Genomic DNA, 12,663 nt, shown 5'->3' on the forward strand with positions numbered 1-12,663 from the left:
CCACTTAAGATTAAGGCAATTAATCAACACTCACCTTTTGCAAAAATCTATGCCCAAGGGAAAACTTGGTCATCAGAGTTATCGTTTGACCCGATACTGACAAGGACCGAGCTCTTTTGTGCAGAAGCGTAAGCTGCGGCTAAAGATGCGACAATTTTCTTTCCGTTCCCACCGGACGGATAATTCTCCCCTTGCAACAACGCTGACATAACCTCACGGGTAGGCCCAACGTTATCTGCCTGCGGGAATGCTATTGTTTTTCTATCCCATGGCATCCCGTATCGGGTCATAGGTTGACTTTGATGCTCCAAGAGGCGCGCTGTAACGATCATCTCGCCCTGCAACTCATCAACAAATACGTGACCAAATTGGGTCGCATACATTGACGTCATTCCGTGCCCTTGATCATGACCTATGCTCAACTTCAACCTTTGACCATTTTCAGAAATAAAAAGAAATTCTCCTGCCTGATCAAAGTAACGAGGGCCTCGAGGATTCTGAAATGGCTCACCTGTGAAATGGCCAGAAACTCTTGAAGGCCATGTCCCGGTTAAATAATTGAATGCCTCAATGTAATGGGATCCATTCATTGCCAGTCCGAAACACCCTGCAACAACATTCATGGAAGCAAGGAGACCCAATTCACCACGCTCGAGCTCCTTCTTCACCAATGCATACTGCGGCATAAAGCGCATCTGGTGGTTCACTGCAAGAGCAGTTCCTGATTTTTCACAGGCATCAATCATCCTGTCACATTGCTCCACCGAGACAGCCATCGGCTTCTCGCACAGGACAGCTTTGGAAGATGAGCTTGCAGCGAGACAAACCAATTCGCAATGCGTATCAGCTGTTGTCGCAACAATAACTAATTCGGCGCCCCCTAAAGAATCAAACATCTCTTGAGCATCAGAAAAGCAGTTCGATTTAGCGACACCAAAGTCATCAGCAAGGTTGTCTCGAACCTCTTTCCTAGTGTCACAAATCGCTTTTAAAGACATCCCTAGGTCTACAGCGGCCTGAGCGTGAGCTCTTCCCATACGGCCCGCTCCAACTAAATAGACAGATTTACTGTTCACGGCTGCTCCACATGGATTTTCATAGTTTTCAGAAGAGTTTGAACTTAGCAAGAGCGATCGCCCAGGGAAATAAAGTTTGAAATAACTTTCAATCCAATAGGGCCGCTCTTTTCAGGGTGAAACTGCAACCCATATAGATTTTCTTTGCGCACTGCAGCGCATAGCTCTACCCCGTTGTATGAACATGTGGCTAAAACATCTTGTTCTCTCTCAGGATATGCAGCATACGAGTGGATGAAATAACAGTCAGCACCTGGAACGATTCCGTCCAATACAGTGCCTTCCCAAGCTTGCTTCTTCGGTTCTAGTCCTTCCCAGGTAACGTGAGGCACGCGATGTGGGTAGCCATCGCCCCCTTTATCAGGAATTTTCCGAACTTCTCCTGGGATCAGCCCCAAGCCTTTATGATAACCAAACTCGCAACTACCTTCCATGAGCATTTGCATACCCACGCAAATACCCAGAATTGGCTTCCCGCTCTTAATATATTCCAAAACGGGCAGATCAAGTTTCTTTCCACGCAACGAAGAAATGCATTTCCCAAAAGCACCGACTCCAGGCAGAATCAGCAGCCTCGCATTTAAAATTGCTTCTGGATCACTTGATAAAACAGGAGTTGCTCCGCAAACAGAAACGGCTCTCTCAACGCTTCGAATATTCCCTGCGTCATAATTAACAATTAAGAGTTCAGTCATCAAATTTTCCTCACCGGGATACCAGCTTCCAACGCTTTAGCGCGCACATCTTCAACCGACATGCGTTTGTAGTGCAGAACGTCAGCCATAGCGACCGCCTCAGCCTTTCCTAGTTCAAAGGCAGCAATCATGTCATTTGTATCCCCCATCCCTCCGCTAGCGATAACTGGAACATCAACCGTGGAGGAAACTGCCTGGATCAACTCAATATCAAATCCTTTGCGTGTACCTTCTCTATCAACAGAAGTAATAAGAACTTCGCCTGCACCAAGGGCCGTTGCTTTTTTCGCCCATTCGACAACGTCCAAACCTGTTTTCTCACGGCCGTTATCCGTGTAAGCTTCCCATGTCCTTGGGCCCACTTTCTTTGCCTCAACTGACAAAACGATGCACTGAGACCCATAAATGTTTGCCAGTTCAGAAATCAGATCTGGTCGTCTCACAGCGGCAGTGTTGATAGCTACTTTATCAGCACCGCATCGCAACATTTCCCCGACATCATCAGCAGAGCGAATCCCCCCTCCAACTGTAATAGGAATAAAAACATTCTCCGTTGTAGATCGGACGATATCGCCAAGACCATTTCTCTGATAAAGACTCGCGACAACATCCATATAGATGATCTCGTCAACGCCTTGCTTATAGTACTCTTCAGCAAATGAAGCCGGGTTTCCCAGTTTTCTGAGCCCTTCTAAGTTTATAGATTTGATTAAGTTCGGTGCCTTAACGTCCAAGCGCGCAATTAGTCTTTTTTTGCTTTTTGAGATCATCTCGTACGACTTCCAAAAATCTTAGATCTTAAATTTACTTATCCGAATACTCTTCATTCGCGAGCTCTAAATCATCTGGTCTACCAACATCCCTCCAAGCTTCGAGAATAGGAAAGACGTGAGTCGGATAATTCGACTCCCTGATAATTTCAAATAAAGTTGGCATATCCAAATACTGGTTTGGCTTCACAAAATTCAAAACATCTGGCTCAAGCAGATAAATTCCCGCATTCACCAAATAGGTTGATGTTGGTTTTTCTTCAATTTGTAAAATTTTGTATCCATCGACATTAACCACACCGAAAGGCACTTCATAAGAGTGTTCGCGCACGCACATGGTCGCTTTACAAGGATGGGTGTGATGGAAGTCTATCAAGTTCCGAGTGTTAACCTGCGTTAACACATCGCCATTCATAACTAAAAACGGATCCTTAATGTCTTGGTTTATCAAAGAAAGAGCCCCTGCAGTACCTAAAGGCATTTTCTCTTCAACATAACTAATATTTAATCCTTTGAATTGCCCGTCACCAAAATACTCTTTAATCATTTCACCTTTGTAATTCAGCGATATTACAATATTGACAAACCCTTCACTAGCAAGTCTATCAAGTATGATTTCAAGCATGGGCTTACCTGCGACATGAACCATCGGCTTGGGAACAGAATCCGTAAATGGGCGAAGTCTCTTTCCTCGACCACCAGCCATAATTACAGCAGTATTTGGAATCTTCTCTTGGTTCAAAAGTCCATCAAGGGTTTCAAGCCCAACCAATTTTCCGTTTGGCCCCAAAATAGGAACGTGTCTCAAAACCCTGCTCACCATCATGCTCAAGAGGTGCTCCTTGTCATCAAGCAAGTTGGCAGTAGTTGGCTTAGAGTTCATCACCCGTGAGACCGGAGCATCGAAAGGCATACCATTCAAAATAGCGCGTCTAATATCTCCATCAGTAACAGTTCCTAACAGTTCGTGTTCAGGGCTGACAATGAGGACAATTCTTGCAGGGTGACGATCTAAAATCGCGATCGCCAGCTTAACTTCATCTTCAGGCTCTAAAACAATTTCTGATATATCCTGCATCAAATTTGGTCTTCCAATACTGAAGTATCTATCATCTCATCTTCGAGATAATCACGGTTTGACTTGCGCCCAAGAATATCCCAGATAGCCATAGGCGAAAGCCCTCCACCGGGCCGCTTGGCAGTAACATCAGCTGCTGTAAATTCTTCACCTGACCTTATGTTACGTTTTACCACTAAGCTTTTACGAACAACGTTCAAGTTTTCGCCTTCGGCATCGTTGCAAACCTTCGTTGGCAGTCCCATCAAACGTTCGACATCACGAACCCCAGCAACTAATTTTTGCAAATCATGAGGCTCAATGGATGCGGCGTGGTCTGGTCCTTCCATCCCACGGTCTAACGTAAAGTGTTTTTCAATAACAGTTGCTCCATTGGCCGCTGCGGCAATTGATGCCATAATTCCTTCAGTGTGGTCCGAGTACCCAACAGGTAAACCAAAATGCTTGGCTAGCGTCCCCATTGCGCGCAAATTGACTTGATCAAAAGGTGTTGGATATTGGGTTGTGCAGTGTAGAATTGTAACTTTCTTCTCCAACATTTCTATCCCGCGCTCGCTTTCACGGGCGGCTCGAAATGCTTCCATCCTGGGACTTTCGCCCTGAGATGAAAGATATCCGAATGCGAGAACCCCCAATGCATCGGAGATTTCTTCTACCGTGCTCATGCCTGTCGAGAAAATGATAGGTAGCTGAGAACGCGCAGCCTCTAACAACAACATCCCATTTGTTATCTCACCAGAGGACATTTTAAGTTTTTGAACCTTTACGTCACGAACAAGAAAGTCGAGTTCCTCCAAGCCGAAGGGAGTAGACAAGAACTCTATCCCCGCGTTTTCGGCATAATCTTTAAGTTCAAAATGGGCATCTCGACTTAACTCTAGGACTTTTAACATGTCATACTGAGAACTGTCTGACTTGCTATTTCGTTCTTGGTAACGCGCCTTAGGAGCTGATTTCGTAACCAAATTTTCTGAAAAGAAAGTTTGAAACTTAACCGCATCTGCCCCGGCTCTGGCTGCTTCTTCAACCAAATCTTTAGCAATTTGCAGTGATCCGTTATGATTAACTCCAGCTTCAGCTATAATATAAACTTTATTCATTTCCGCTGATTTTCCTTATCTTCGTCTACGTCGAAGAAGTGTTTAACCAATATATGATCAAGGTTAATACCTTTAAGAATCTCTTTTATTTTTTTTGAAATCTGTCCTGGCTGGCCATATGGATTCTCAGAAGAAAACACTGATTCGAGGAAATCTCTCGACATACACATATTTATAGTCTTCGTTATATCTAGAGGTACGTTTACACAGTCTAAAACAGATGGGGCGCGCAAGCGACCTTTCTGGCGATCACCAATATTGACGGCGGGAACACCTGCAGCTGGTGCCTCGATAATACCACTTGAGGAATTCCCGATTACCACATCGACAAGCTTCAACAGCCCCAAATAACGCGCCTGACCAAGAGAAGTGGTAACCAAAACTCTATCTGGATATTTTTTTGCAAAAGCATCCAACTCGGCATTTATAGCTCGCCCTCCAGCATCAGCGTTCGCTTTAGTGATAATACAGGTTGCGTCATCGAAAGCGGCTAAAGCTTCTAGCAAAGGCTGAACTGCGGCACTAGGCTCTTGATTTGCGAGGGTTTCAGGATGAAATGTCACAAGAAATAAGGGAGCCTTTAGCTCAATACCTAAGCTTAACTCCAAAGAAGTGCGATCAGGTAAATCCATTGCCGCGAAGTTATCTAATCCAGGTGCACCAAACGCAAATACATTTCTCGGATTTTCCCCCATTTGGATTACCCTCTGCCGATAAGACTCGGCAGCGGTGAAGTGAAGGTGCGCCATTTTGGTCACTGCGTGTCGAATACTCTCGTCAACGGCGCCCTCTGTCGTTTCGCCTCCATGAATATGCGCCAGAGGTATCTTCATCAACATTGCCGCCTGAGCAGCAGCAAGAATTTCATATCGATCACCTAACAGCACAACAATATCTGGCTTCAGCAGGTCATATGCATCGGCAAAACCTATGACCGCCCTCCCTGTCGATTTAGTGATACTTACGGGCGTGTCGCCAGTCAGCGACATATCAACCTTCGCATTAATATGAAAACCATCTTCTTCAATATACCGATAGGTATAACCAAACTCTTCCGAAAGGTGTGAACCGGTAACTATCGTTTGAAGCGCCAACTCGTCATCGCAAGCTATCTGGCTCATTAAATTAGATAGAATTCCGTACTCAGCTCGTGTCCCAGTGACAACGCAAATCTTACGCTTATATGTCATCCCTCCCCTCCGCCAAGTAAGAACTACTGGGCGTATTGATGACACGAGCTGCCATGTCTTCAGCACATGATAAATCCATTCGGGGGTTCTCAGTGAACATTGGCAATGTATGCATCAAATTCCAAACGGGACGGCACCAAAGGCCTGCCTTATTAAGAGCTTCCAGAACTCCATCTCGCTGCTCAAATGACGTCCCTGGTTTCAAAACGATCGCATTTAACCAGTGGTTCGACACTGAGTCCTCTGGAACCACCAACAAATCGATATCAGAAACATCTTTCAGGATATTTCCATAAGCCTTAGCCAACTTCCTTTTTAGCTCTATCCTTGTGTCCAGTTGTTCCAGCTGAGCACACCCCAAAGCCGCATTGATGTTCGGGAGCCGATAGTTATAGGCAACACAATCATGCTCATACAGCCACGGATGGGGACGCTTCGCCGTGGTGCAAAGATGGCGGGCGCGCTCAGCAACCTCGTCGCTATTTGTTAAGACAGCCCCACCACCACCGGTGGTGATGATTTTATTACCGTTAAAACTTAACGCTGCTGCATTTCCAAACGATCCGACTGGTCTTTCTTTATATTTAGATCCCAGCGCCTCTGCTGCATCTTCAATAATGAGCAGATTGTATTTACTAGCAAGATCAACCAAAGCCTCAATATCCATAGGGATACCAAATACGTGCATTGGCACAATGGCACGCAGCACCCGCCCTGTCTGGCGATTTCGGAATACTGGGCCATTTGATCCCTCGCCATCCGCTACTGCTATTTCTTCGAGATATCTTGCCAATTTTTGCACATCTACGCCAAGACGATCTTTATCGCAATCGACGAAGTGTGGCACGGCTCCAGCATGGCAAACGGCATTAGCAGTAGCCACGAATGTCAATGCTGGCACAAAAACCTCGTCATTTGGACGAACACCTGTTGCCATGAAAGCAGCATGTAGTGCAGCTGTACCATTTACTGTTGCTATCGCATGACGAACCCCGCACCTGTCCGCTAGCTCATTCTCAAATCGATCAACAAAAGCACCAACGGAAGAAACCCACCCTTCGTCTAGGCAAGACTTGACATACTCCCATTCCCGCCCCCGAAATTCCGGCTCATGCAAAGGGAAGACTTCTTGATCAATGGGCAGCACTGAACGCAGAGCACCGACCAGTTTCTGGATCGTTGCAGCTGTCAACGACGTGTCCAAACTCGCATCTCCTCGTTAAATTGTGTATTGACCAATGCGATACTGTGCGAGATTTTCGGGCGATGAAAACCACGTAATTGTCTCGGCAAGTCCCTGTTTCAAACCTTCCCGACCACCAATTCTGGGCTCCCAATCCAATAACGATTTGGCTACTGAGGCATCCGCAAGCAGACGCTCTACTTCACTCGCTTCCGGACGAATACGTTCATTCTTGGAAATAATTTCCACTTCTGCATTCATGATTTCGGCAACCAGCTCAACCATATCACCCACCGAAATTTCATAGCCACTACCGATATTGATAACTTTGCCGACAGATGCTTTCCCGTCAAGAATAGCAATCATTCCTTGAACGGTATCTTTCACAAAGTTGAAGTCCCTGGTTGGACTGAGCGCGCCAAGCTCAATTGTTTTTTTGCCACCAGCGATCTGTGTAATTACTGTCGGAATTACCGCACGTGCGGATTGACGGGGGCCGTATGTATTGAATGGTCGGGCAATAGCCACCGGAACTTCGAACGAGCGCCAATAAGACATGGCAATTTGGTCCGCGCCAATTTTGCTCGCTGAATATGGCGATTGCCCAACCAGTGGGTGCTCTTCTGTAATTGGGACAAACTGGGCTGTTCCGTACACTTCACTGGTTGAAGTATGCATAATCTTCTCGACACCCAAGTCTCGAGCCGCCTGGACGACGTTAAGCGTTCCCACAACGTTCACGTCAACATAGGAATGTGGAGCAACGTAGGAATATGGAATTGCAATCAAGGCCGCCAAATGCATGACGGCACCACAACCTGTCATCGCATTTCTTACGCAGATCGGATCACGAACGTCGCCAGAAACGACTTCGATTGCATCCTTAATTTCCTGTGGCGCCTGATCCAGCCATCCCCAACTATCAAACGAATTGTATAGGACAAGAGCTTTAACTTCGCGACCTTGACGAACAAGCTCCTCCACGAGATGGGAACCAATGAAGCCATCTGCACCAGTTACAAGGATTTTCCCGTTCACAGCTTTTCCTTTATAGTTACCTTCATAATTTTCGCTCCCTGCCCAAATTAGTGCATGCGCAGAGAAAACAATTCACTTTGCAAGCGATACAGAAAAATACATTTTTTTAACATCCACTTGTGTAAACAAATTTGCACTTTCTTCGCTAGATAAAAAATGCGCCCACTCAGGCAAATTTGATAGTCAAAGCTTGTTCGATTAGCATTTGCATACACGCCAAACAATGACGAATAACCAATATCAATGTAGCCCCCATAAAGTTAAATCAGCATCCACACCCAAGAATAGAAATACAAACTGACAATTTATCCTTTGCGCGGTGAACCTACATTGACCGACTTGCACTTAACTCGGATCACCCGGGTGTTGTTTGTCGGACGTGTGATCCTGACCCTGATCATCATCGCCCTTCTGGCGCGCCTGACCCTGCGCTGGGCGCCAGAGCGCGCCCAACTTGCAACCGAAAGCCCCGATTAAAAGCGGGCTTTCGGGTTAGCCTGCAAGCCAATCAACCACCGGCTTCCAGGTGGATTTTTCCGCACGTGATCCGACCATCATGCCGATATGCCCGGCAGAGGGATGAAGTTCAGTGCGGAGATCTTCGGGGCAGGCATCAAAAAGCGCCTGCGCGCTTTCGGGTGGGACGATGCGGTCATTTTCCGGGATCACGGCCAGCACCGGGCACGACAAGTCCGCCGGGTTGATATCAATGCCGTCAATCTGCCACTGGCCCTTGGCCGGGCGGTTTTCGACATACCAGCCGATCAGGCAATCGACCGCGACCCGGCGCGGAAGCGGAACACCATCATTCAGCCAGTCTTCGAGGGCGACAAAATCCTGCGCCTTGGTTGAGTCCATTGCCATGGCCTGAAAACGCCGGAATTTCTCGCCCATCATGAAGGGATCGAGGCTGGCAAACAGGCTTTGCAGCACGTCGACCGGAAGCGTGTCATGGATTGCCAGCATTTGCGGTAAAGAGGGCGCAAAGGCCGCAGCAATGCGTGACTGGGTGGGACCGGCGGCCATGAAGTCCCAAGGGGTTGCCAGCAGGACAAGCTTTGAGACCTGTGCCGGATCGAGAAGTGTCGCCGCAAGGGCAACAACTCCGCCCATGCAATAGCCCACCACCGGCACCGGCCCGCCATTGATATCGGCGACATCCTGAAGGATGGTGACCAGACGGCCAGCGACATAATCATCCAGGCCAAAGTTAGCTTCATCCATGCCGGGATAGCCCCACTCGACCAGAAGCGGACGATAGCCGCATTTGGCGAGATAGCGCGCAAAGCTTCGCTTTTCATTGAGATCAAGGATATAGCCGCGATTGACCAGCGACGGCACAAGCAGGACGACTTCGCCGGTTTTCGCCGCCTTGTTGTCAGAAGTTGCGCCATAGTCATACACCCGCGTCGAACCCTCTTCCCAGACGGTCGGGATATCTTTGCGGTCCTGATCGCGTGGGCGGCGATAGGGATGGCGTTGATAGGCGCGCACCCCGTCATGGAACCCGGCATGGCGATCAAAGGCGACCCGGTCAAGCGCCTGGGCGACGTCATCAGGGTGATAGGCCTCAAGCTCAGCCAGAAGACTTTCCGCCTGATCCTTCAGTTCCGGCTTCCAGGGCAGCAATTGTTTCAGAAAGATCGGCAATGCGGCGCGCGAGCTGAGCCAGCTCGTCATCTCGACTGCCAGATGCATCGGAAGCGGTCTTGGCCCGGCCCGCCTCTGATTTTCGCGTTTTGGCGGAAGCGGTTTTTGTTTTGGCGGACTGATCATTCTTCCCCTGCCCCTTTGCAGCATTTTTTGCAGCACGTTTGGTTTTGGAAGTCTTGTTGGCTTCATCGGCGGCGGATGTCTGCGCGCTGTCTTTATCGGATGTCTGTCCATCCGCATTACCGGCAGCATCCGGTTCGGCTTTTGCCGTGTCTGGTTTGGGTGTCATCCCGGCCATACCGGCCATCGCCGACATATCGGACGCAAACGGCATGCCCGCGAACGGGGATGCCGGCAGTTCGCGTGCGGCCTTGGCCATCTGATCCATCATCGCCTGCAACGGGTTGGCGGCCGCCATGGCATCGCCCATCGGGTTATTGATTGGATTTCCGGGCCCGGCGGCAGGGTGTTGGCCCATCGCCATTTGACCGATCAGCTTGCCCCAGGCTTCAAAGCCTTCGCCCATGCGGGTGGTATCGGCACCAAGGGATGCGTAAAGACGTCCGATGGCACTGGCGGCATGGGCGCCATCAGCCGTTGCGGCGACCTGTTGGCGCCAGAGTTCAAGAAACTGCCGGGCAAGTTGGTCAAGCCGTTCGTCATCGGCGTCTGATGACGAAGACCCTGTGGTTTGTGATTGGTCGGGGTCGTTCGTAGCCTTGGCCATCGGCGATACCCTTATTGTTCCCAGTATTGTTCAGATGCGACGCATATCTGTTGGCGACCACTATAGGAGGTTGAGGGTCGCGGGAAAACGAATTCCCGTGCTGTGGCGCAACAAACCGTATCCAAAGTTGTTTTTCGCACTGCACTTCGCGTTGAATACTGGACACATTGGAAAATTCGCGGCACTCTCACAGTCTTCTGAGCGAATGCAAAATCGAAAATGCTGCGCAACATCGTAAACGCAACAATGTGAATTGCCGGGGCGCAAAGCAGGTGGAACGACACCACCAGAAGGTTCGCCAGACATACGTCCGGGAAACAGGGAAGCAGGAAAGACGCCATGACCAACAAGAAATCAGATGATCAGGACCGCATCGTTATCAAGAAATATGCGAACCGCCGCCTCTATAACACGGCGACCAGTTCCTATGTGACGCTTGATCACCTTTCGCAGATGGTCAAAGACAATACCGACTTTGTTGTCTATGACGCGAAATCGGGTGAAGACATCACCCGTCCGGTCCTTACCCAGATTATTGTCGAGGAAGAAAACAAGGGGCAGAACCTTCTGCCGATCAGCTTCCTGCGCCAATTGATCGGTTTTTATGGCGACAGCCTTCAGGGGCTGGTGCCGAGCTACCTTGAACAGGCAATGCGCGCCTTTGGCCATAATCAGGAACAGATGCGCGAATATATGCAGGGCACCATGCAGGGCATGTTCCCGTTTGGCCAGTTCGAGGAAATGAACAAACAGAACATCGCGCTGTTTGAACAGACGATGAAGATGTTCTCGCCCTTCATGCAGGATGAAAATGGTGAGCCGACCGGCGAAGGCCCGAAAAAGCCAACAGCACCCGGTGCTGCGAAATCCGATGCTTCGCTTGATGAGCTGAAAAGCCAGCTTGAAGCCATGCAGGCGCAGCTTAACAATCTTGCCGGTGGCAAGTCCGGCAAATAAGGCACCCGGCCCGCATCCCGGGCACTGAGATCAAAAAGGCGAAGCTGCCATAGCGCACTTCGCCTTTTTTCATGCCCGCATCAGATGTTTGGCCGGGCGGCAAACAATGCCCGTCGAACACCCAAGCCGTCCGGCACCAATCCTGCATAAATTTTTCGTTAACACTTTCAGAACGCCCGGCACCGCCGAAAGGCGGCAATTTTTGCCGGGTGAATGCCATGACCGCGCACCAAAACCCACGGAGTCCCGAAATACACAGGCAACAATGACCCAATAAACCGAAAAACACATGACCGCGATTACACCGATTTCCATGCTCCCGGCCCGCAGGACCGAAACTGCGAGCAGTGGAACCGATGGTCCTGCCGGGATCGGGATCGAGCAACTGACGCAATTTTCACCTGTGGAAAAAATTGCGCAGGGTGGTGGCGCGTGGCTGCAACCCCATGATCTTGTGGGCAGTGCAGCATTCTGGACCCAGCTTCTGGGTCAGATCCTACCTCAGGAAAACCTTTTGCAACCGCCGGTCATTCAGTCTGCGCATGCCAGCTATGCGCTTCATCACAAACCAGACAGCGTAGAAACGAACGTCTTTTTTTCGCCTTCTGCACTAGACAAAGACAGCTCGATTGACCTATATAGCTAGCTTCTGGCGGAAAGCTGTAATGATTATCTGACCAATGTTCAGGTACAGGTCATCAAAATCGCAGTGCCTGAAAGGTGCCGCGATGGGTGTGACATATCGGGAAAAACAACGAACCCGACAGCATCCGAAGTGGGGAATAATAACTGGCGGTTGATAACGGATTATAAAATGACTGAGAATGCTCAAAACGAAGAACCGAAACGCGCAAACCGCGCCACAGACACTGACCGTTATGTTGGTCAGCGCATCCGCGAACGTCGCATCATGCTGGGCCTTTCCCAGCAGCAAATGGCGGATCTGATTGGCGTTACCTATCAGCAGGCTCACAAATACGAGCGCGGCATTAACCGCATCTCTGCTGGTCGCCTTTATGAGATCTCCCAGGTCCTAGGCGTTCCGGTAAGCTATTTCTATGAAGGCCTGGAAGGCAATCAGGAAACCGAGCTCAATGCGCGTCAGCGTATGTGCCTGGAACTTGCGCGTAACTTCGCAAGCATCAAGCACGAGAAGCATCAGGAAGCACTGAGCCAGATGGCTCGCGCTCTTGCCG

The 12,663-nt window shown here is 49.2% G+C and carries 14 protein-coding genes; 4 read left to right on the forward strand and 10 right to left on the reverse strand.

The window, feature by feature from the left end; translation table 11 throughout:
• Nucleotides 1-47 precede the first annotated feature (47 nt).
• Genes B2T33_RS08970 through B2T33_RS09005 form a run of 8 tightly spaced genes read right to left on the reverse strand, consistent with a single transcriptional unit; the run spans nt 48 to nt 8,130 of the window.
• Nucleotides 48-1,127, reverse strand: a complete 1,080-nt coding sequence (locus B2T33_RS08970; protein ID WP_157097692.1) for a Gfo/Idh/MocA family protein — start codon at nt 1,125-1,127, stop codon at nt 48-50.
• Entirely contained in the window at nt 1,121-1,771 is a 651-nt protein-coding gene (gene hisH / locus B2T33_RS08975) for an imidazole glycerol phosphate synthase subunit HisH (RefSeq protein ID WP_083996942.1), read from the reverse strand. Before hisH ends, B2T33_RS08970 begins: the two co-directional genes overlap by 7 nt.
• Nucleotides 1,771-2,541 carry an imidazole glycerol phosphate synthase subunit HisF gene (gene hisF / locus B2T33_RS08980; RefSeq protein WP_064779755.1) on the reverse strand — a complete coding sequence of 257 codons (771 nt, stop codon included), beginning with the start codon at nt 2,539-2,541 and terminating at the stop codon, nt 1,771-1,773. Before hisF ends, hisH begins: the two co-directional genes overlap by 1 nt.
• A 34-nt stretch (nt 2,542-2,575) precedes the next feature.
• Nucleotides 2,576-3,619, reverse strand: coding sequence for a nucleotidyltransferase family protein (locus B2T33_RS08985; RefSeq protein ID WP_064779756.1), 1,044 nt, complete (start codon nt 3,617-3,619; stop codon nt 2,576-2,578).
• Nucleotides 3,619-4,719 carry an N-acetylneuraminate synthase gene (neuB, locus tag B2T33_RS08990; RefSeq protein ID WP_064779757.1) on the reverse strand — a complete coding sequence of 367 codons (1,101 nt, stop codon included), beginning with the start codon at nt 4,717-4,719 and terminating at the stop codon, nt 3,619-3,621. Before neuB ends, B2T33_RS08985 begins: the two co-directional genes overlap by 1 nt.
• Nucleotides 4,716-5,909, reverse strand: a complete 1,194-nt coding sequence (gene neuC, locus B2T33_RS08995) for a UDP-N-acetylglucosamine 2-epimerase (RefSeq protein ID WP_064779758.1) — start codon at nt 5,907-5,909, stop codon at nt 4,716-4,718. Before neuC ends, neuB begins: the two co-directional genes overlap by 4 nt.
• Entirely contained in the window at nt 5,899-7,113 is a 1,215-nt protein-coding gene (locus B2T33_RS09000) for a LegC family aminotransferase (protein ID WP_197145886.1), read from the reverse strand. The genes neuC and B2T33_RS09000 overlap by 11 nt, the downstream gene beginning before the upstream one ends.
• Before the next feature lie 15 nt (nt 7,114-7,128).
• The gene (locus B2T33_RS09005; protein ID WP_064779759.1) at nt 7,129-8,130 is read right to left on the reverse strand and encodes an NAD-dependent 4,6-dehydratase LegB; all 1,002 of its coding nucleotides are present in this window, start codon (nt 8,128-8,130) and stop codon (nt 7,129-7,131) included.
• Between the two features lie 330 nt (nt 8,131-8,460).
• Here B2T33_RS09005 and B2T33_RS09010 point away from each other — a divergent pair, with 330 nt between their 5' ends.
• Nucleotides 8,461-8,607 carry a hypothetical protein gene (locus B2T33_RS09010; RefSeq protein WP_157097693.1) on the forward strand — a complete coding sequence of 49 codons (147 nt, stop codon included), beginning with the start codon at nt 8,461-8,463 and terminating at the stop codon, nt 8,605-8,607.
• A 15-nt stretch (nt 8,608-8,622) separates the two neighbouring features.
• Here B2T33_RS09010 and B2T33_RS09015 read toward each other — a convergent pair whose 3' ends face one another.
• Both B2T33_RS09015 and B2T33_RS09020 read right to left on the reverse strand, forming a co-directional pair.
• A complete protein-coding gene (locus B2T33_RS09015; protein ID WP_081579273.1) occupies nt 8,623-9,810 on the reverse strand; it encodes an alpha/beta fold hydrolase in 1,188 nt (395 codons plus the stop codon).
• On the reverse strand, nt 9,707-10,510 hold the full coding sequence (locus B2T33_RS09020) for a hypothetical protein (RefSeq protein ID WP_286791714.1): 804 nt from the start codon (nt 10,508-10,510) through the stop codon (nt 9,707-9,709). Before B2T33_RS09020 ends, B2T33_RS09015 begins: the two co-directional genes overlap by 104 nt.
• Nucleotides 10,511-10,849: 339 nt before the next feature.
• Between B2T33_RS09020 and phaR the strand changes: the two genes are divergently transcribed.
• The 3 genes from phaR to B2T33_RS09035 all read left to right on the forward strand — a co-directional run.
• Nucleotides 10,850-11,467 carry a polyhydroxyalkanoate synthesis repressor PhaR gene (gene phaR, locus B2T33_RS09025; protein ID WP_008889414.1) on the forward strand — a complete coding sequence of 206 codons (618 nt, stop codon included), beginning with the start codon at nt 10,850-10,852 and terminating at the stop codon, nt 11,465-11,467.
• Between the two features lie 289 nt (nt 11,468-11,756).
• Nucleotides 11,757-12,113, forward strand: a complete 357-nt coding sequence (locus tag B2T33_RS09030) for a hypothetical protein (protein ID WP_008889413.1) — start codon at nt 11,757-11,759, stop codon at nt 12,111-12,113.
• 168 nt (nt 12,114-12,281) lie between these two features.
• A partial coding sequence (locus tag B2T33_RS09035) for a helix-turn-helix domain-containing protein (RefSeq protein ID WP_286791715.1) occupies nt 12,282-12,663 on the forward strand: 382 nt, incomplete at its 3' end.

Source organism: Thalassospira sp. UBA4513, assembly GCF_002388495.1.
In the GTDB taxonomy this organism is placed as follows: Bacteria; Pseudomonadota; Alphaproteobacteria; order Rhodospirillales; family Thalassospiraceae; genus Thalassospira; species Thalassospira tepidiphila.

Bases quoted from the DNA above. Each gene is read 5' to 3' on its own strand.
- B2T33_RS09015 (WP_081579273.1), bottom strand. From the start codon at position 9,810: ATGACGAGCTGGCTCAGCTCGCGCGCCGCATTGCCGATCTTTCTGAAA.
- hisH (WP_083996942.1), bottom strand. From the start codon at position 1,771: ATGACTGAACTCTTAATTGTTAATTATGACGCAGGGAATATTCGAAGC.
- phaR (WP_008889414.1), top strand. From the start codon at position 10,850: ATGACCAACAAGAAATCAGATGATCAGGACCGCATCGTTATCAAGAAA.
- neuC (WP_064779758.1), bottom strand. From the start codon at position 5,909: ATGACATATAAGCGTAAGATTTGCGTTGTCACTGGGACACGAGCTGAG.
- B2T33_RS09030 (WP_008889413.1), top strand. From the start codon at position 11,757: ATGACCGCGATTACACCGATTTCCATGCTCCCGGCCCGCAGGACCGAA.
- hisF (WP_064779755.1), bottom strand. From the start codon at position 2,541: ATGATCTCAAAAAGCAAAAAAAGACTAATTGCGCGCTTGGACGTTAAG.
- neuB (WP_064779757.1), bottom strand. From the start codon at position 4,719: ATGAATAAAGTTTATATTATAGCTGAAGCTGGAGTTAATCATAACGGA.
- B2T33_RS09020 (WP_286791714.1), bottom strand. From the start codon at position 10,510: ATGGCCAAGGCTACGAACGACCCCGACCAATCACAAACCACAGGGTCT.
- B2T33_RS08985 (WP_064779756.1), bottom strand. From the start codon at position 3,619: ATGCAGGATATATCAGAAATTGTTTTAGAGCCTGAAGATGAAGTTAAG.